This is a genomic window from Pseudomonas sp. ES4, assembly GCF_050586665.1.
Classification (GTDB): Bacteria; Pseudomonadota; Gammaproteobacteria; order Pseudomonadales; family Pseudomonadaceae; genus Aquipseudomonas; species Aquipseudomonas frederiksbergensis.
The window spans coordinates 50,738-70,247 of sequence record NZ_JBOBDO010000018.1 but is presented as its reverse complement, the minus strand read 5'-3'; the positions used below and the strand labels follow the sequence as shown (position 1 = coordinate 70,247).

Below are 19,510 nucleotides of genomic sequence, written 5' to 3'. Positions count from 1 at the left end.
GGCGGTGTATGAACGACCGTGCTGGGAATCCTGCGTATTCACACAGGCCTGACGCCTTGAGAGGCAGCATCCATAAATCCGTTTGAATGCGCGTGGTCTGGCTGCCAGACTGGCGTTTGACGAGGCGCAATCATACGTGCCGCCCGATCCGTGGAAAAGGTTCAGATCGGGCTTTTTCAGCTGCTGAGGTGTGATGATGGAAAAGTTGGAAAAAACCCAGGAAGAATGGCGGGCGATGCTCGATCCGGAGCAGTACAACGTTTGCCGCCTCAAGGGCACCGAGCGGCCGTTCTCCGGCAAGTACAACGACACCAAAACTGACGGTGTCTACCACTGCATCTGCTGCAACGAGCCGCTGTTCGATTCCAAGACCAAATTTGATTCCGGCTGCGGCTGGCCGAGCTTTTATGCACCGATCGGCGACAGCGCCATGGTCGAGATCCGTGACGTCAGCCACGGCATGATCCGCACCGAAGTGGTCTGCGCCAAATGCGATGCGCACCTGGGGCACGTGTTCCCGGACGGCCCGCCGCCGACCGGCCTGCGTTATTGCATCAACTCAGTGTGCCTGGACCTGGCACCGCGCGCGTAATGCGAGCCCTGTGGGAGCCGAGCTTGCTCGCGATGGCGATCAAAAGGACGCCATCGCAGGCAAGCCGTGCTCCTACAGTCAATCGGCAATTGATTTATTAAATTGCACACAATTCAATTGCTCGCTATGTTTGTCTCATCTTCCCTCATTCAGAGTCCGAACCATGAGCGACAACCTTCTGAGCATCCCTTGCACCACCATCAAGGGTGAGCAAAAGACCCTGGCCGATTTCGCCGGCAAGGCCGTGCTGGTGGTCAACACCGCGAGCAAATGCGGTTTCACCCCCCAGTACAAAGGTCTTGAAGAGTTGTGGCAGACCTACAAGGATCAAGGTCTGGTGGTGCTGGGTTTTCCGTGTAACCAGTTCGGCAAGCAAGAGCCGGGCAACGAAGGGGCGATTTCCGAGTTCTGCGAGTTGAACTTCGGCGTCAGTTTCCCGCTGTTCAAAAAGATTGAAGTCAATGGCGCCGGTGCCCATCCGCTGTTCGTTCAACTGAAAAAGCGCGCGCCGGGTGTGCTGGGTTCCCAAGGCATCAAGTGGAACTTCACCAAGTTTCTGATTGGCAAGGATGGTCAACTGGTCAAGCGCTTCGCCCCCGCGACCAAGCCGCAGGACCTGAGCCGCGAGATCGAAGCCCTGCTCAAATGAACACCTTGTCAGTCGATTCCCTGAAGCTTGACAGTCAACTGTGCTTCAAGCTGTACGCCGCTTCCCGGGCGGTGATCCGCGCCTACAAGCCGATGCTCGATCAGCTCGGCCTGACCTACCCGCAATACCTGGCGATGCTGGTGTTGTGGGAATGGCAGGACGCAGCGCCAGAGCAGCCGACGGTCAAGGCGTTGGGCGAACGCCTGGCACTGGATTCCGGCACGCTGACGCCGTTGCTCAAGCGTCTTGAGCAACTGCAACTGGTTCAGCGGCAGCGCTCGGTGCGGGACGAGCGGGAAGTGCACTTGAGCCTGTCGCCAACCGGCAAGGCTTTGCGCGATCAGGTCGGGCCGCTCAAGGCCCGTCTGTTATGCGACAGCGGTGTCGATCTGGATCGCTTGAATGATCTGCGCGACGGCCTTGATCACCTGTTGAGGCAAATCAAAGTACTGTCGTAGTCGGAATCCATAAATCCAGCAGGGCAGCCAGCTCTTCCCGGCGGAAGGGTTTTGCCAGGTAATCGCTCATGCCAGCCGCACGGCAGCGTTCGCGCTCCTCGGACATGGCGTTGGCGGTCAGGGCGACGATGGGCAGCTGTGGCCAGCGTCCGCTGCGACGGATTTGCCGACTGGCCTCGTAGCCGTCCATCACCGGCATGTTGCAGTCCATCAGCACCAGATCGAATTCGCTCTGCTCCAGCTGATCCAGCGCCTCACCACCGTGACCGGCGACAATCACCTCGCAACCGAGTTTTCCGAGCATCCCCTTGGCCACCAGTTGGTTGACCGGATTGTCCTCCACCAACAGCACGCGCCCGCGTCGTTGTGGGGAGAGGACGTCGAGCCGGGCACCGTTGATCGTGCTGAGTTCCGGCTGCAGGGTTCGCCTTAGCGTCTGGTACAGCGCGTTGCGTGCCAGAGGTCGCGCCTGTTGCTGTAAGGGGGCGAGGGCGAGGGCTTCTTCGCTGGGCAGGAAACTGCCGTACGCGGTGACCAGCAGAATGGGGGCTGTACACGAAGGACGCAGGCCAAACAGACATTCGGGGCAATCGGTAATCAGCACATCCGGGTTCACACCCAGCAACGAGTCATCGATGGAACGCTGCTCATAGTCGAGCCCCCAGCCAGGCAAAACACTGTTCAACAGTTCGGCCAGACCGCTGCTGGCGGCGGTGATTGCGATGACCTTGCCCCGTAAAGAGGCCGGGGGAAGGGCGCGGGTGTGGCTGGGTAGCGGCAGATCGGCACAGAACTGACTGCCGAAGCCTGCTTCCGAGCTGATGGTGAGGCGCCCTTGCATGGCTTCGCAGAGGTTGTAGGTCAGCGCCAGACCCAGCCCGGTCCCGCCGAATTGCCGGGTAATGCCGGCACCCGCTTGCGTAAAGGGCTGGAAGATCTTGACCTGGGCATCCTGGGCGATACCGATGCCGGTGTCGCAGACTTCGATTCTGACGCCGTCCTCGAATGTCGACAGGCGCACATCGACCCGACCGAAACGGGTGAATTTGAGGGCGTTGGACAACAGGTTGCTGACGATCTGTCGGACTCGCGTCGGATCCCCCAGGACCAGGGCCGGGAACTGCGGGTCGATCAGGCAGCTCAGCTCGACACTCGGCGCGGCGTTTTGCGATAGCAGGTTGGCGGTGTCTTCGATCAGCGAGCCAAGATCGAACGGAATATGTTCGAGCTCCAGTTGGCCGGCATCGAACTTCGACAGATCGAGAATATCGTTGAGCAGTTCCACCAGCACTTTGCCTGAGTCATGGGCGATGGACAGCTGTTGCTGTTGCTCGGCATTGAGCGGTCCGTCCAGGGAAAGCGCGATCATCCCCAACAGGCCATTGAGCGGCGTGCGGATCTCGTGGCTCATGTTGGCCAGGAACACCGAGCGCGCTTCGGCCATGTCCAGGGCGGTGCTGCGGGCGACTTCCAGTTCCTCGTTGGATTGGCTGAGCCGCGAGTTGATCGCCTTGAGTTCCGCAGTGCGGGCCGAGACGATGTTCTCCAGTTGCCCGAGGTAGTCGGTCAGGCGGTTTTCCGCGTTGCGTCGCTGCTGGATTTCGGTGGCGATGTTTTCGAATTGTTGATTGGCCACCTTGACCAGTACACCGATTTCATCGTTTTCATGGTCCGTCGGACACTCCAGCGACGTTGACTCCGCGCTGCGCGGGTCGCGACTGCTGAGTTCACGGATGACTCGCACCAACGGCTTGGTCAGCATCACGTAGAACAGCGCCAGCAGGATGCCAGTCAGCAGCAGGCTGCGCGCGAAGCCATTGAGCAGAGTCACCTCGGCCCGACGCAGAAAGCGGTTGCCGAATGAATAGGTGTCGACGTCCAGTCGCAGGATGCCGAGGGATTCGGTCGGCAAGTGATCCAGGTAGAGACGGTCTTCGAACTGCCGATTGGCGCCGAACAGGAAGTCGCTGATCACCCGATAGCCGCTTTGCACCCCCGGGCGTTTGACGTTGGCCAGCACGGTACTGTTGTTGTCGATCAATTGCGCGCCGATGATCGCCGGCGAGCGCAACAGGCCCAGGGTCAGTTCCTGAGCGAGTTCGGCGTCGATGTTGTAGGCAATGCGGGACGCGGGGTTATGGCTGATTTCCAGCAACGACAGGATTTCGCGGTTGATGGAGGCGTCTTCACTGGCATAATCGATGCCTATTTGCAGCAGGCTGAGCAGCGTGCCCAGAATGAAACCGACCAGCACAGTCAGCCTGGCTTGCTTGTAGGACAGCCGGTTGGTGAACTTGATATCCATGGGGTGTTGAACCACTTCCGTTTCCCTTCGCTGCTCAAGCATAGTCGATCATGCATGGATACCGATGTTCTCGTGAGCCCTTGTGCAGAGGGATGAACCGGACACCGGATGTTGTGTTTCGTCGCTGTATCACCATCATTACTGTGAACGTGCCCGAGGAGAAGACGTGGATTCCCGATTAAATGCTTTTCTTGAACGCGCCGATGCCGTTCTGGCCCGTATCGAACCGCTGCTGCCAGCACCTCGGCAAACCATCGACTGGACTCACTGCCTGGCCGCGCGCTGGCAACGTGAGGGCCGCAGCGGTTTTCTGTTGCCGCTGCAAGTCAGCCTCGACACACGTTTGACCGACCTGGTCGGTGTCGACCGTCAAGTGGAGCAACTGGGGCGTAATACCCTACAGTTCCTCGACGGCATGCCGGCCAACCACGCGCTGCTCTGGGGTTCGCGTGGAACCGGTAAATCGTCGCTGGTTCGCGCCTTGCTGGCCGAACACGCCGAAGCCGGTTTGCGCTTGATCGAAATCGAGCGCGATCACCTGGCGGACTTGCCGCGTATTGTCGAACAGATCGCCAAGTTGCCCCAGCGTTTCGTGCTGTTCTGCGATGATCTGTCGTTCGAGTCGGGCGAGGGCGATTACCGCGTGCTCAAAAGCGTGCTCGACGGCTCTCTCGAACAGGCGCCGGATAACGTTTTGCTGTACGCCACGTCCAACCGTCGCCATCTGGTGCCGGAAAAGGAAAGCGATAACGAAAACTGGAAACGCGTTGACGGCGAACTCCATCCCAGTGAGGCGGTGGAAGACAAGATTGCGCTGTCGGATCGTTTCGGATTGTGGCTGTCGTTCTATCCGTTTACCCAGGAGCACTTCCTCAACGTCGTCGAACACTGGATCGGTCAACTGGCCGACAAGGCGGGCCTCAAGTGGCAGCGGGACGAAGAACTGGACATCCTCGCGGTACGTTGGGCCACGGGCCGCGGTAATCGCAACGGACGTTGCGCGTATCAATTTGCCCGCTATTGGGTCGGGCTGAAGCTGTTGGAGCACAAGGCATGATCGATTTACAAAAGAGCGGCCAGGGCCTCGAAGGCTACGGCATGCTGTGGGCGCAATTGGAGTCATTGCTGGCGGACGAACGGGATTTCATCGCCAACGCCGCGCAGTTCTCGGCGTTCCTGTTCAACCAGCTCGATGACCTGAACTGGGCCGGGTTCTACCTCAATCGCAACGAAGAGCTGGTGCTTGGCCCGTTTCAGGGACAGATCGCCTGCGTGCGGATTCCGTTCGGCCGTGGCGTGTGCGGAGCGGCAGCGGCTACCTTGCAGACCCAATTGGTCGAGGATGTGCATGCGTTTCCCGGGCACATCGCTTGCGACAGTGCGTCGAACAGCGAGCTGGTGGTGCCACTGGTCAAGGACGGTCGATTGATTGGCGTGCTGGACCTCGATAGCCCGAAACTGGCGCGTTTTACCGTTGAAGATCAGGCTGGTATCGAGCAATTGGCGGCGATTTTCCTGCGCCTGACCGACTGCTGATCATGCCAGGCCTGCTTTGACCAGCAGGCTTGCCGGATCAACCGCATCGATCTGTTGGGGATCGAGGAAACGATCGGCGTACTCCAAGTAGATTTGCGCGTTGATGAACAGCTCGAACAACTCGGGATCGATGTGAGCATCCCGGCACATGGTGGCCATGATGCCCAGCGCTTCGCTCAGGGACTTGGCTTTCTTGTAGGGGCGATCGGCGGCGGTCAGGGCTTCGAAAATATCGGCAATCGCCATCATCCGCGCCGGCAGGCTCATTTCTTCGCGCTTCAACTGTTTGGGATACCCCGTGCCGTCCATTTTCTCGTGGTGGCCGCCGGCGATCTCCGCGACATTGGTGAGGTGGCCGGGGAAGGGCAGGTGGCTGAGCATCAGAATCGTCTGCACCATGTGGTGATTGATGATGTAACGCTCCTCGCGGGTCAGGGTGCCTCGGGCAACGCTCAGGTTGTAGAGCTCGCCCCGGTTGTACTTGTAGCGCGGCACATCGAGCTTGAACCCCCAGGGATTGTCCTCTGGAATCAACTCGGCTTCGGGGCGTTCGAACAGGTGCTCGGGTTTGTCCGCCAGCAATGGCTCGCTGACCGGCAGTGCCGGTGCCGGGGTCCGTGCCTGACGTCGATTCTCTTCCCAGGAAACGCCCAGCCGGTCATCCAGGGTTCGGGTCCAGCTGCGTTGGGCAATGCTGCGCAGGCGTTGCTGGTCGGACTCGGCCATTGCCTCGCTGCCCAGGTTGCAGCGGGCAACGAACGCGAAATCATCGTCCAGCCCCGCCAGCGTGGCGTTGCGCAGTTCGGCCAGGTGCTGCTCGTTACCGCCCAGGGCCATGGCTTGCCAATAGCTGATCCAGGCATCGCGCTTGAGCACTTCGAAACGGGTGCGGATTTCGTGAATACGGTCGTTGAGGGTTTCCAGCTTCGTGGCTTTATCGACCACATATTCCGGGGTGGTGACCTTGCCGCAGTCGTGCAGCCAGGCGGCGATGTGCAGCGCTTCCCATTCATCTTCGTTGGGTTGATAGCCACTGAAGGCGGGGGCCTGGCTGGCAGCGGCGGCTTGGGCGAGCATCAGGGTCAGCGCCGGTACTCGCTGGCAGTGACCGCCGGTATAGGGGCTTTTGGCGTCAATCGCCCCTGCCAGCAGTTGAATGAAGGAATCCAGTAGTTGTTTTTGTTTGGCTTGCAGACGCTGACTTTCAATACTGACGGCGGCCGCGCCTGACACAGCCTGGAGGAACGCGATGCGGTCCGGACGAAGTTTCTCCAGATCGCTCTGGTTGCCGCTATCGGCCAATAGCAGGACCAGCAGGCCCACGGTTTCGTTATGACGATTGTGCAGTCGAATGCCGATCAGGTGGACGCGGGGACACTCCAGCTCATGCAACACCTTTTGCAAATCCCCGGCCTGTTCGAAACCAAGCGTGGTGACGATGTTGTCGGCCTTCGACAGCTGTTGTAGCCATGCCGGGCTTTGCGGCGCCTGGGAGTCGTGTGCTCGAAGATGAAATGGCGGCAATGCCCGTGAGGAACCGTTGAGGACCAGGCCATGGGGCTCCATTCGATCGCCATCACTTTCGCGCAGGTAGATCAGGCCGGCCTGGGCCTGGCCGATTTTCACGGTTTCAAACAACACCCGTTCCAGCAAGGGGGTGAAGCGAGTCTCGGCGATCAGGCTGTCGGTGATCCGGAAAAAACTCGCCAGGGTGTCTTTCATGCGCGTCATCGACACGCTCAGTTGGTCGACTTCGAGCACGGGAGAGCGACGGGAGGCCGGAAAGTTGAAGTCGAAACTGCGCACCGCATCGGCCTCCTGCACCAGCGCGCGCAAGGGTTTGACCAGGATTCGTGAGGTCAGCCAGCCCAGCGGCAGGCACAGCAACAGCGTGGCCAGGGTAATCAGCGCGCCTTGCCAGCGCATGCGGTAGGCATCGACCAGCAATTCATCTTCCGGCACCAGCAGCGCCAGTTGCAGCCCCTGAGGGCCGCCCTCCTGCATGCGGCTGCGGGCAACGATCCATTGACGACCGGCGACATCCAGGCGATTACCTGCGGAGGGATTGTTGAGCAATGCACCGAGGCTGGGGCTCAGGTCGGCGGCTTTGATCAGGCGGGCAGTCTGATCGTCGATGATCAGTTTGCTGTTGTCGGGATACGCGATGGCATTTCCTTCAGCATCGAACAGCACGATTTCGGTACTGGGGGTCACGACATGTTTGGCCAGGGTTGCGGAGAGTGCCGCCAGGGTCAGGTCGGCACCCATGACCGCCTGTTCGCCACTGCGCCGGGCCAGGGTAGTGCCGACATTGCGGGTGGAGAAAAAGAGATAGGGTTCGGTGGTGATCTGATTGCTGTCGCTACGGGCATTGGCATACCAGGCACGGGTTCGCGGATCGTAGGATTCGTCGGGGTTGTCCTGGCGGCTGATGAGGGCCAGATCCTGATCGAAAAACAATGATTGGGAGCGGACCTGGCCGCTGTTGCCTGTTCGCTCAATGCTCCACACCTGATAAGCCGCCGTGTCCGGTGCCTTGAGGAGCGTTTTCAACTCGGGGGTTCGCAAGGGCCGAACCATGAAGAAATCGCCATTGCCATAGCCAAGGTACAACGAGGCCAGGTCGGGGTTGTCCTTGAGCGACTGGCTGAAGGGTTTGAGCAGCGCCAGGCGTTGCGCAAGGTCAGGTGCCTGGGTCGCCGGGTATTGCGCCAGCAGGGACAGCAGATGGCGAATCGGTTCATAAGTGGCGTGCAGGTCGAGACGGACATCCTGCTCGATGCGGTTGAAGAGTTTCTCACTGCTGGAAAGGATGATCTGCGTGGTTTGCTGGTAGTTGAAAAGGCCCAGCACCACGCCGGTCAGCAACAGCAGGAATGTGAACATCACACTGATATGGACGTGCAGGGGAAACCGACGTTGATCCGGGCGCAGTGGGCTGGGCATTGCAGGTCTCTCCATGATGGTTAACACACTGCTCAGCGTCCAAGCATAGTTAAGGCTCTGTCATTCTGCCTTTGTCGTTTTGGCCGATCTGTTGCTGCAATGCCTGCTCCAATTCGAGCATGGCGCGCTCTATAGCCTTGCTGCAATCGGCCACTTGATCCTGATGGAACACTTCATGGCAGGCCTTTTCCATCGCCTCGCAGCTGTCGATCACCCTGGACGCCTGGACGATTCGGGCGGCGCCTTTGATTTTGTGGGCGACGTCGAGAAATGACTGAGGCTCTTTGGAGGGGGACAGGGCCAGCAGTTCTTGTCGGTCCAGACGGTTGCTGTTCAACAGTTCGGTCAACAGTCGCTGGTCCAATACCGGATCTCCGCCGGTCAAAAGACGCAATCCTTGCAGACTGAAGGCAGGATCGCGCACGGTTGGCCTGATACCTTCAAACCACTGACTCAAGGCTGTGAGGGTAAGTGGCTTGAACAGGCAATCGTCCATCCCGGCTTGTTTGCAGCGTTGTATTTCTTCCGGTTGTGCGTTGGCGGTAAAACCCAGCACGGTACAGGCCGGGCGGTGCGTTTTTTGTTCATGTTGGCGAATGGCGCGGGCCAGTTCGTATCCGTTCATGACCGGCATGTTGCAATCGGCAATCACCAGATCGAACGGCTCGGCTTCCCATGCCTGAAGCCCCGCCTGTCCATCCGGCGCGACGCTGAATCGATGGCCCAGAAACTCCAGTTGCTGGCACATGAGCAAGCGATTGGCGGGGTGATCGTCGACCACCAGAACGTTTAAGGGAGTCGCAGTGGTGCGGATTTTCGCTTCAGCAGTTTCTGGCATCTGTACCAATGGCAATGTTGCCAGGTGCAACGACACCTCGACGTGCGTGCCGGCACCCGGCTGGCTGCTCAATTGCAGGCTGCCGCCCATCATTTCGCACAGGCTGCGGCTGATCATCAGCCCAAGCCCCGCACCGCCTCTGGCTGACTGCACGGCGTGATCGGCCTGAGCAAAGGGTTCGAACAACCGCTGCTGATCCTGTTCGCTGATCCCTATGCCGCTGTCATGAACCTGCAACAACATCCGGACCCGCTCAGGCTCGGCGGTCAGCTGCAGGTCGACGATGATCCTGATTTGGCCGTGCTCCGTAAACTTGATGGCGTTGCTCACCAGGTTGGACAGCACCTGTTTGAAGCGCATCGGGTCCAGCAGGACATCAAACCCTGGATTGGCAGGGCGAAATTCCAGCAGCAGCTGCAGATTTTTCTGACGCGCCAGTCCATCGAAGACCCGCACCACCGAGGCCACGATTTCACTGGGATTGACCCGTTCAGGACTCAGGCTCAGGCGTCCGGATTCAATCCGTGCAATGTCGAGAATGTCTCCGATCAGCTCCAACAGGTCTTTCGCCGAGTTGTACGCCACGTCGATTGCCGGGCGATCCGGGTGCTTGTGATCGATGCGTTTGAGCGTGAGTTCGAGCATGCCGATGACCGCATTCATCGGAGTGCGGATCTCATGGCTCATGGTCGCCAGAAAGGTGGTTTTGGCACGGTTGGCTTCATCGGCGCGCTCTTTGGCCTCGCGCAGGTCATCGAACAGTTGCCGCCGTTCGCTGATGTCGATCCAGCCGCCAATGATGCCTTGGACTTCACCGCTCGAATCACGGTAGGGAAGAATCCAGTGGTAAATCGTCAGCCTGCGCTCGCCGATGTGCAGCGCGCGATCGAGAATCAGCGGATTGCCCTCGGCCACGACGCGCTGGTAATCGGCCTGAAATTCCCGGGCTTCGAACGCATTGCTCAGGCTGGCTTGCATGACGCTTTTGCCGATGACGTCTTCACGTCTTGCGCAGAAGGCTTCCAGGTAACTGTCGTTGCAGCTTTGCAGCAGTCCCTGGCGATCGCGGACGTAGATCGGATGAGGCGTCCCGTTGACCAGTGATCGCATGAATTCGAGTTGATCGTTCAACGCACGCTCGGCTGCCTGGCGCTGCTTTATCTGGCGCCGCATGTAAGCGTTCCAGGCAACGGAAATCAGCAGCAGCACCCCGGCACCGATGACGACTTGGTAGAACAGACGGTGATAGTTGCGCCAGGTACTTTGCGAGGACGCCGAATAGCCGCGCCAGCGGCTGTTGATGATGCCCAGTTCTTCCGGTGCAATGCTCAGCAGCGCCTTGTCGAGAATGGTGTTCAGTTCTTTGGCGTCCCGGCTTGTTGCCAGTGAAAACGCAGCTTGCCGGGTGCCGATGGTGGTACTGATTTGAAGGGTGTGCTCGAAGAGCTGCGAAGAGATGAAGTAGTTGGCAATCACCAGTGAATTCACCGCACCTTCTGCCTTGCCCTCGGCCAGCAACTCCACGGCGCTGAAGGTATCCGGGGTTTCAATCAGCTTGATCCGCGGGAACTCGCTGCGCAGGTAATCCACCAGGGGATTGCCTTGGGCGATTGCCAGGCGTTTGTCCTCCAACTGCGCAAGGCTTGCCGGGCTGTCGGCGGCTTTGCGAGTCAGCAGGACAAAGGAGTTTTGCAAATAGGGGCGGGTGAAGTTCAACGTCGTTTCACGTTGGGCACTGGGAAGAAGTGCGGCGATCACGTCGGCCTGGTTGTCGCTGATCTGTTGGATCATCTCTTCATCGCTGCGGCTGCGACGGACATCGAAGCGCAAGCCGGTGCGCAATCTGATCAGCTCCAGCAAGTCCGCAGTAACCCCACGAAAGTTGCCATCACTGTCGAAAAACGTCAGCGGCGCAAAAGCCTCATTGACCACCACTCGCACTACCGGGTTTTGTGCCAGCCAGCGTTCCTCTTTGTGGGTGAGTTGCAGTTTCTGATCGGTGAGCAGCATGTCACTGCCGGCACTCCAGCGCTTGGCAATGTTGTCTCGTTCGCTGGTGGGGATGGCTAACAGCATTGCGTTGATGATGCCGAGCAGTTGCGGGTTGTCCTTATGCACGGCAAAGCTGAAACCGTGGGCTTCGTGTTTGCCGAAGTTGGCCATGCGGATGTTGTTCAGATAACCCTTGTTGATCATGTAATGGGTGGAAATCGTGTCACCCAGAAACACGTCAGCCTGATCGAAGGCAACGGCATTAATCGCATTCTGGTAGGACGGAAAGGACGTGATGATCGCCCCCGGATACATGGCCTTGACCTCTTCCAGCGGCAAATAGTGATACACCATGCTCAGCCGTAGCCCGGACAGGCCATCGGTCAAGGATCGGGTTTCACCTTCGCGGGTCACCAGAACCGGCTGGTCTGCGGCGTAGGGTGCGGAAAGTACGATGTCAACGTTGCGGGCTTCGAAACCATTGGCGGTCCCCAGCAAGTCGATCTTGCCACTTTCGAGCGCCTCGATCGCGGCCTCCCGGGACGCAAAGCGCAGCACCTTGATGGGCAGACCGGTTGTTTTGCCAAGGATACCTGCGTAATCGGCGGTAAAGCCTTCGTAGTCGTGACCACTGATGGTCAGGTCGAAAGGGGGGTAGTCCGGGGCTGACGTGCCCAGGATCAGTTCCCGTTTATGCTCAATCCATTGTCGTTGTGATTTATCCAGTTGGACTTCCTGGTGTCCAGCCATCGAGCGACTCATCAGGTTGTAGTTCTCGCTGACGGTCTGCGCAGCGGCCACTGAGGTGTGCAGACATAAACCTGCGGCCATGAGTCTCAGATAATCCTTTATACGACTGGGCATCCTGTCTCTCACACTAACGCGTTACGTTTTGCCATATCGATGAGTTCAACCAGAGATTTGGCTTCGAGTTTCTGCATGAGGCGTTTTTTATAAGTACTAACAGTCTTGTTGCTCAGAAACATGCCTTTGGCAATTTCCTTGTTGGTGCGTCCTTGGGCAAATAGTTGCAAGACCATCAGTTCCCGATCATTGACTGACTTGAACAATTCCAGGTCGGAAAAACGAGCATCATCACAGCGAACAGGATTCAAGGCCTGGCTGGGAAAGTAGTTGTAACCTGACAATACGGCTTTTATAGCACTGACCAGCTCACTCAGGTCTTCCTGTTTGCACACATATCCCGATGCGCCGGATTGCATGCAGCGAATACCGAAAAGTGTTGGGCTCTGTGCTGTTAATACCAATGTTTTCAGGCGGGTACTCATTGCGTTGAAACGGGCGAGAACTTCCAGCCCGTCCAGTTTGGGAATGCTGATGTCGAGTATGACGAGGTCAGGCATGCATTCGCGAACCATCTGCATGGCGTCGACCCCATTATCGGTTTCGCCGACGACTTTGTAACCTTCATGTTCAAGCAACATTCTGACGGCAAGGCGGATGACCGGGTGATCGTCGACAATAAAAACGGAGTTCATAATCAAATCCCATACGAGCTCTAATAAAGCGCGCACCTTAGCTCAGATAGTTGAGGTGACGCATGAACTGACGGACCTGTAGTCGCAATATAGGAATAGTCCTACGACTGAAGAAGAATAGGACTACGTATCAACTAGGTTTCTTATGAGGAAAGGTGAAGGTTGTTGGTAGTTGGTCGAAGTGTTGGAGTTGTTTAAGGTAAGTTTCAAATTGTGTTTTGGCGGGGGGTTAGTGTGGTTGGTATGTGTTTTTTTAGAATGATGCCAAGGTCAACAAGTTTCTAAATTCGGATTGTTTCAGAGGTTTGATCAAGTATCCCAATAATGGCAGTCCGTGTTCGTTGGCCTTTTTTTCAAGTTCATCCAGTTCATCGGATGTCAGGCTGCTTAATAGTATTGCCTGTCTGATCATCCCCCGCTGGCTGGCAAATTCGACCAGATCAAGTCCGCAAAGACCGGGCAGACATTGATCGCACAGAAGAATATCAAACGGTTGCACCGCCTTGAGCATTTGATGCAAGGCGCCATCGGCGCTGTCAGTGGTGGTCAGTTGGGTGAAACCGTAACTCTCAAGCAGGTATTGAGTCGCCCGGAGTTGGAAGGGATGATCTTCCACCAGCAAGATGCGCAGATCGTCTTTGAACATAGGAGTATTCACGCTTCTTCTGTTGAACTGAAGGAAGCGAGATTATTTCGCGAAGTTACCGAATAATCGATCAGTTAGCTCAGCACATGTTGTAGGGGGATTCGGCGAACGTTGAGTGCACTTGGGGGGGGAGGGGGGCAAATCAACCATTGCACGCGGTGTAATGGCCGCCCCCCCCCGGTTTTATCAGTGGCTTGAACGACCGGTCATCTCCAGCGCCATTTCGCTGGCATAGCTGTCGGTCATGCCGGCGATGAAATCAATCATCCGTAGAAACGAGGCGTGCAAGGGGCCGTGAGGATCGGGCGCATTGTTTCCCAACAGATCGAGGACCCGGCGACTCTTGAAGGACGGGGTTCGACCGTTATGCTGTTCCAGTGCCGCGCCGCAGAAGGCGTTGAGCAGGATTTCCAGCGTGGTGTAGGCGCCGATTTCATGCAGGGTCTTGCGCTTGTCCTGGAAGATTTTTTTCCGCGCCATGTCCTTCGCATTCAGCACGCAACGCTTGGCAGGCCCGTGCATGTGCTCCACCAGATCACCGGGCAGCGTGCCGGCCAGTAACGCGCCCTGTTGCTCGACAAAAGCCCGCGCAGCGGCATTGGTCAGGTGTTCAATGGCTTTGCCTCGTAGGATCGCCAGTTTGCGTCGACGCGAATCCAGTGGGCCCAGCTGGCGATAGGTTTCCGGCAGATCGTCACCTACAAGGTCCAGCAACAGGGACTCGACTTCGGCGTATTCCAGCAGCTCCATTTCCAGACCGTCTTCCAGATCGATCAGCGCGTAACAGATGTCATCGGCAGCTTCCATCAGATACACGAGCGGATGGCGCGCCCAACGTTGTTCCTCGAGTTGCGGCAGGCCGAGTTTATGGGCGATTTGTTCCAGAAGTGGAAGTTCGCTCTGATAGCAGCCGAACTTGTGTTTCTTGTAACCCAGTGAATCTGCGTGTTTTGCCGTCCATGGATACTTCAGATAAGTACCCAGCGTGGCGTAGGTCAGCCGGGTGCCGCCGTCGAACTGGTGATATTCCAGTTGGGTGAGTACCCGGAAGCCTTGGGCATTGCCTTCGAAATTGAGGAAGTCATTGCGTTCGACTTCGCTCATCGCATCCAGCCAGCCACGGCCGGCGGCTTGCTGGAACCAGTGGCGAATTGCGTCTTCGCCGGAGTGGCCGAAGGGTGGATTGCCGATGTCATGGGCCAGGCAAGCCGATTGCACCACCATGCCCAGGTCGCTGGGCTCGCACCAGTCGGGCAGGGCGCTGCGGATGGTTTCGCCGACGCGCATGCCCAGCGAACGACCGACGCAGCTGACTTCCAGCGAGTGGGTCAGGCGCGTGTGGATATGATCGTTGCTGCTGACCGGATGGACCTGGGTCTTGCGGCCGAGGCGGCGAAACGCGCCCGAGAAAATGATCCGGTCGTGGTCTTTGTGGAACGGGCTGCGGCCGAGTTCTTCCGGGCTGTGCAGAGGCTTTCCGAGGCGTTCGCGAGTAAGCAGGGTTTGCCAATCCAAGGCGGGTTCTCTCCGTCAGGTGTTCGGTTGCTTAAGCTTCCGGGTTCGCGTGCGGACCTGCAAGCGAAAAACACCCACACATCTGTAGGCGCACGGCTTGCCGGCGAGGCGCGCAGGACTGAACCCCTCGATAAAGAGGTTCAGTCCCGGTGTTACAAGAACGCGGCCAGATATGGCCTTAGTGGTGACGCGAAGAGCCTTGCATGACCAGCTTGATCAACGGACCCAGCGTGGCGCCCAGCCGAACCAGCCGAGTGAGGCTGCTGACGCCACCGCCCTTGGCGCCCTTGCCCGTCAGAAAGCCCAGCAAGGTGACGGCTGCCACGCCCCAGAGTGGCGCGTGCTTGATGCCGAAGCCGTCCTGCAGGTTTTGCGTCATTCCGCGCACACGCTGCAAGGGTTGCAACAGTTGCGCGGATTCGTGACGGATTTCCTGACGATGCATTTCCATGCGCAGGCGGATCAGTGCCTTGCGCATTTCAGTGCGCGAGCTGTTGTGAGGCAGTTCAGGCAGGCTCATGGCAGCAGACGCTCCCGATCGTTGGCCAATTCTTCCAGGGTGCCGTGGAAGGGCGAGGATTCATCGAAAATCGCCGCTCTCAAGCGCATCGCACAGAAAATCGCCGCGAGGGTATAGAAAACGCAAAGCCCGATGATGGCCGCCAGGCGATAGGTGTCCCAAAACAGGATCAACACCAGCGTCGACAAGCCCACCAGCAACAGCAAGGCAAAAACCAGCGCCAGGCCTGCGAACAGCAACAGGCTTACCGTGCGGGCTTTTTGTTCCTGCAATTCAATGCCGAACAGTTCGACATGACTGTGCAGCAGTCCAAGAAACGCAGCACCCAGGCGCCGCGGTGAGGAGCTTGGGCCCGTTGCGGACGAGCCGGATTCGCCGATAGCCATATCAGCGCCGAGTGGCCAGCAAGCCAATCAGGAAACCAACCCCGGCCGCGATCCCGACCGATTGCCATGGGTTGGCCTGGACATAGTCTTCAGTGGCGGTAACAGCGGCCTTGCCGCGTTCGCGCATGGAGTCTTCGGTCAATTTCAAGGTTTCGCGCGCACGCAGCAGACTGTCGTGGATTTGCTCACGCAGCTCATCAGCCTGATCGCCGGCCAATGTTGCCGTGTGTTCCAGCAACCGTTCGGTGTCGCTGACCAGAGTCTGAAAATCATTCATCAGGATTTCTTGAGCAGTCTTTGCCTTGATGCTGGCCATGGGTGGATCTCCGTAAGTGGCTTCTGAATCGTTCGAGTATGAGCCTTGCGCGAAGGTTCAGTACAAATGACTGGTACAACTTTTGCTATGTCGTGGTGCGTCTGTCTGCGCCGTTGCGCTGTTGCTGGGCAGGATGCGAGCAAAACCTTATCTCAAATAATGAAAACTCGCGCAAAGGTTGCAACCTTGTGCGCCAAAGTGGCTCATCGGGATCGATCTGCTGATCCTGTCAGGATGCAACTTGGTGCATGAATTGTCTGCGCGAACTGCTTTGGTGCTTTTTTAGCCTTCAGGTCTGCCAACCCCATGGAAAATCTGCAAAGCGCTGTGGACAGTCTGGTTCATAGCTCCAATACGTTGTTCATTCTGATCGGCGCGGTCATGGTTCTGGCGATGCACGCCGGTTTCGCCTTTCTTGAAGTCGGCACGGTTCGACAAAAGAACCAGGTCAATGCCTTGTCGAAGATTCTCAGCGACTTCGCCATTTCGACCCTGGCCTACTTCTTTATAGGCTATTGGATTTCCTACGGGGTGACCTTCATGCAACCGGCGGCTGTGATCAATGCTGATCATGGCTATGGACTGGTGAAGTTTTTCTTCCTGCTGACCTTTGCGGCGGCAATACCCGCGATCATTTCCGGCGGCATCGCCGAACGTGCCCGGTTTGTCCCGCAGTTGTGCGCGACGGCGCTGATCGTGGCGTTCATTTATCCATTTTTCGAGGGCACGATCTGGAACGGCAACTTTGGTTTGCAAGCCTGGTTGCTGGAACGCTTTGGCGCCAGCTTCCATGATTTCGCCGGCTCGGTCGTGGTTCATGCCATGGGTGGCTGGCTGGCCCTGGCGGCGGTGTTGTTGCTCGGGCCGCGCAATGGTCGTTATCGCGAAGGGCGACTGGTGGCGTTCGCGCCCTCGAGCATTCCCTTTCTGGCGCTGGGGTCGTGGATCCTGATCGTTGGCTGGTTCGGTTTCAACGTAATGAGCGCGCAAACACTGCAAGGTGTCAGCGGACTGGTGGCGGTGAACTCGCTGATGGCCATGGTCGGCGGTACCGTGGCGGCGCTGATCATCGGGCGCAATGACCCGGGTTTTCTGCATAACGGCCCGTTGGCCGGGTTGGTGGCGATTTGCGCCGGGTCCGACCTGATGCACCCGGTGGGCGCGCTGGTCACCGGCGTCATCGCCGGCGCATTGTTTGTCTGGTGCTTCACTGCGGCTCAAGTCAAATGGCGCATCGACGATGTGCTGGGGGTTTGGCCGTTGCATGGTTTGTGTGGCATCTGGGGCGGAATCGCCTGCGGCATTTTCGGCCAGAGCGCGTTGGGTGGGCTGGGCGGCGTGAGTCTGATCAGCCAGTTGATCGGCACCGCGTTGGGGGTGATCGTGGCGCTGGCCGGCGGCTTTACCGTGTATGGCGTGATCAAGGCGTTGCATGGTCTGCGTCTGAGTCAGGAAGAAGAGTATTACGGCGCTGACTTGTCGGTGCATAAGATTGGCGCTGTGAGCCAGGACTAGGTTTCTTCGTCATCAGTACCCGGATAGAAACCGTGCAGCAGGCGATAGCGGTCGTGCCGTATCTGGTCGGCCCGCTCCTGTACCTGATGTGCGGGTAATCCCAGCATGATCAGCGCGTGGGAGGCGAGCATCAGGCTCGACTCCAGCAGTTCGGGCACGACTTCGCTGGCGCCGGCTGCCTTCAGCTCGGCCAGTTGGCTGTCGTCGCGTGTGCGCACCAGAATCGGCACGCTCGCATTGAGTTGCCGCGCTTCCTTGAGAATCAACAACGCAATGTCGGTCTGATCCACGGCGATCACCAGCAGCCTGGCGCGCGACAGCCCTATCGCAACCAGGAGTTCACCGCGACTTGAGTCGCCATAATGCACGCAGGTCTCATCCATGGCGGCTTCGTGGACACGCACCGGATCAGTATCCAGTGCGATGTAGGGTTGTTGCGCGTTGCGTAGCGCGCGGCCGATTGACTGACCTACACGACCGTAGCCACATATAACGACATGGTTGTGTAACCCGGCATTGAGCGCGTTGATTTCTTCAAGTTTTGCTTCTTCGTTGGGTTTGCGGTGCAGGCGTGTGGCGATGTGGGGGGCGGCGCGCAGCAACAACGGCGTGACGAGCATCGAACAAAAGGTCGCCGCCAGCAGCAGGCCACCAAAATCCGCGGGCATCAATTTGTTTTGCTGCATCTGTGCCATCAGCGCAAAGCAGAACTCGCCGCCCTGGGCCAATGCCAGGCCGCTGCGCCAGGCGGTTTCGCCATCGCTGCCACGCCATTTGACCAGCAGCGCAACGACGCTGCCCTTGAGCAGCAACAGCCCGAGGGTCAGGCCGAGGATCAGCAGGCCGTGGCTGGCGAACAACTGCAAGTCGATCAGCATGCCGATACTGACGAAGAACAGCCCGAGCAGGATGTCGCGGAACGGGCGGATGTCGGCCTCGATCTGGTGCCGGTAATGGCTTTCTCCCAGCAGCATGCCGGCGAGAAATGCACCCAGGGCAGGGGAGAGACCGAGCAGGTGCGTCAGCCACGCCGTCAGCAGAACAATGACTAGCGCCAGTAGTACGAACAGTTCCGGGGAGCGGGCAGCTGCCACTTCATGGAACAACCGCGGCAGCAACCAGCGACTGACCAGCAGCAGGCCCACGAACAGTACGACGGTTTTACCCAGCGTCAGTGGCAGCGCCCAATACCAGGCCTGGTCACTGCTGCCAGAGAACACCGGCACCAGGGTCAGCAGCAATACCGCCACGACGTCCTGGAACAACAACACGGCGATGGCATTCTGGCCGTGGCTGCTGAAGATCTCGCCGAGACTGCTCAGTTCTTTACTGACTATGGCAGTGGAAGACAGCGACAGGCCGGCGCCGAGTAACAGCGCAGGCGTGATCGGCATGCCGAGCAGCATCAGCAACCCCCCTAGCAGCATCCCGGAGCACAGCACCTGCAGACTGCCAAGCCCGAATACCACTCGGCGCAACACGAGGATTTTCGACAGGGAAAACTCCAGCCCCAGGGAAAACAGCAGAAACACTACGCCGAACTCGGCGAGGTCCGGCAGCTCTTCGCTGTCATTTACCCAGTTGAATGCGGTTGGCCCAATCATCAGCCCCACGCACAGGTAGCCCAGCACGGGTGGCAATCGCAGGCGCTGGAACAGCGCAATCACCACCAGGGAGGAAGCGAGGATGATCAACAGGTTGGCGAACACGAATAACTCCGGTGATGGGCGCTGGCAATTCAAGCGTAGAGGCAAAAAAGCGGCGAGCATGACGCAAGTGATGTTCAGGTCGAATGAT

At 58.3% G+C, this 19,510-nt stretch carries 16 protein-coding genes; 6 read left to right on the top strand and 10 right to left on the bottom strand.

The window, feature by feature from the left end; genetic code table 11:
- Positions 1-196: 196 nt before the first annotated feature.
- The 3 genes from msrB (at position 197) to ACQ4OB_RS19425 (ending at position 1,699) form a co-directional block, all read left to right on the top strand.
- Complete coding sequence (gene msrB, locus ACQ4OB_RS19435; protein WP_074878827.1) at positions 197-592, top strand: peptide-methionine (R)-S-oxide reductase MsrB; 396 nt, start codon at positions 197-199, stop codon at positions 590-592.
- A 163-nt stretch (positions 593-755) separates the two neighbouring features.
- Positions 756-1,241: a glutathione peroxidase gene (locus ACQ4OB_RS19430; RefSeq protein ID WP_074878825.1), complete on the top strand. Its 486-nt coding sequence runs from the start codon at positions 756-758 to the stop codon at positions 1,239-1,241.
- The gene (locus ACQ4OB_RS19425; RefSeq protein WP_074878823.1) at positions 1,238-1,699 is read left to right on the top strand and encodes a MarR family winged helix-turn-helix transcriptional regulator; all 462 of its coding nucleotides are present in this window, start codon (positions 1,238-1,240) and stop codon (positions 1,697-1,699) included. The genes ACQ4OB_RS19430 and ACQ4OB_RS19425 overlap by 4 nt, the downstream gene beginning before the upstream one ends.
- Here ACQ4OB_RS19425 and ACQ4OB_RS19420 read toward each other — a convergent pair.
- Positions 1,683-4,004, bottom strand: a complete 2,322-nt coding sequence (locus ACQ4OB_RS19420) for a response regulator (RefSeq protein WP_430956276.1) — start codon at positions 4,002-4,004, stop codon at positions 1,683-1,685. The genes ACQ4OB_RS19425 and ACQ4OB_RS19420 overlap by 17 nt on opposite strands.
- Positions 4,005-4,170: 166 nt before the next feature.
- Between ACQ4OB_RS19420 and ACQ4OB_RS19415 the strand changes: the two genes are divergently transcribed.
- Both ACQ4OB_RS19415 and ACQ4OB_RS19410 read left to right on the top strand, forming a co-directional pair.
- Positions 4,171-5,061 (top strand): ATP-binding protein, encoded by an 891-nt coding sequence (locus ACQ4OB_RS19415; protein ID WP_074878819.1) that lies wholly within the window; start codon positions 4,171-4,173, stop codon positions 5,059-5,061.
- Positions 5,058-5,540, top strand: coding sequence for a GAF domain-containing protein (locus ACQ4OB_RS19410; RefSeq protein ID WP_074878818.1), 483 nt, complete (start codon positions 5,058-5,060; stop codon positions 5,538-5,540). The genes ACQ4OB_RS19415 and ACQ4OB_RS19410 overlap by 4 nt, the downstream gene beginning before the upstream one ends.
- Here ACQ4OB_RS19410 and ACQ4OB_RS19405 read toward each other — a convergent pair whose 3' ends face one another.
- The 8 genes from ACQ4OB_RS19405 to ACQ4OB_RS19370 form a co-directional block, all read right to left on the bottom strand.
- A complete protein-coding gene (locus ACQ4OB_RS19405; protein WP_430956275.1) occupies positions 5,541-8,486 on the bottom strand; it encodes an HD domain-containing phosphohydrolase in 2,946 nt (981 codons plus the stop codon). It abuts the gene before it with no gap.
- Positions 8,487-8,535: 49 nt separating this feature from the next.
- Complete coding sequence (locus ACQ4OB_RS19400) at positions 8,536-12,180, bottom strand: transporter substrate-binding domain-containing protein (protein WP_430956274.1); 3,645 nt, start codon at positions 12,178-12,180, stop codon at positions 8,536-8,538.
- Between the two features lie 8 nt (positions 12,181-12,188).
- Positions 12,189-12,815 carry a response regulator transcription factor gene (locus ACQ4OB_RS19395; protein WP_074878811.1) on the bottom strand — a complete coding sequence of 209 codons (627 nt, stop codon included), beginning with the start codon at positions 12,813-12,815 and terminating at the stop codon, positions 12,189-12,191.
- A gap of 253 nt (positions 12,816-13,068) precedes the next feature.
- Positions 13,069-13,461, bottom strand: a complete 393-nt coding sequence (locus ACQ4OB_RS19390) for a response regulator (protein ID WP_076028159.1) — start codon at positions 13,459-13,461, stop codon at positions 13,069-13,071.
- Between the two features lie 186 nt (positions 13,462-13,647).
- Positions 13,648-14,976: a deoxyguanosinetriphosphate triphosphohydrolase gene (locus tag ACQ4OB_RS19385; protein ID WP_430956273.1), complete on the bottom strand. Its 1,329-nt coding sequence runs from the start codon at positions 14,974-14,976 to the stop codon at positions 13,648-13,650.
- A 178-nt stretch (positions 14,977-15,154) separates the two neighbouring features.
- Complete coding sequence (locus ACQ4OB_RS19380; RefSeq protein WP_074878804.1) at positions 15,155-15,496, bottom strand: hypothetical protein; 342 nt, start codon at positions 15,494-15,496, stop codon at positions 15,155-15,157.
- On the bottom strand, positions 15,493-15,882 hold the full coding sequence (locus ACQ4OB_RS19375) for a phage holin family protein (RefSeq protein ID WP_008145878.1): 390 nt from the start codon (positions 15,880-15,882) through the stop codon (positions 15,493-15,495). The genes ACQ4OB_RS19380 and ACQ4OB_RS19375 overlap by 4 nt, the downstream gene beginning before the upstream one ends.
- A gap of 1 nt (position 15,883) precedes the next feature.
- Positions 15,884-16,198: a DUF883 family protein gene (locus ACQ4OB_RS19370; RefSeq protein ID WP_074878802.1), complete on the bottom strand. Its 315-nt coding sequence runs from the start codon at positions 16,196-16,198 to the stop codon at positions 15,884-15,886.
- Between the two features lie 306 nt (positions 16,199-16,504).
- On the opposite strand from ACQ4OB_RS19370, the gene ACQ4OB_RS19365 reads away from it, so the two are divergent.
- The gene (locus tag ACQ4OB_RS19365) at positions 16,505-17,713 is read left to right on the top strand and encodes an ammonium transporter (RefSeq protein ID WP_430956272.1); all 1,209 of its coding nucleotides are present in this window, start codon (positions 16,505-16,507) and stop codon (positions 17,711-17,713) included.
- Here the strand turns inward: ACQ4OB_RS19365 and ACQ4OB_RS19360 are convergent.
- Entirely contained in the window at positions 17,710-19,422 is a 1,713-nt protein-coding gene (locus ACQ4OB_RS19360; RefSeq protein WP_074878799.1) for a cation:proton antiporter, read from the bottom strand. The two genes, ACQ4OB_RS19365 and ACQ4OB_RS19360, sit on opposite strands and share 4 nt — an antisense overlap.
- Positions 19,423-19,510: the final 88 nt, after the last annotated feature.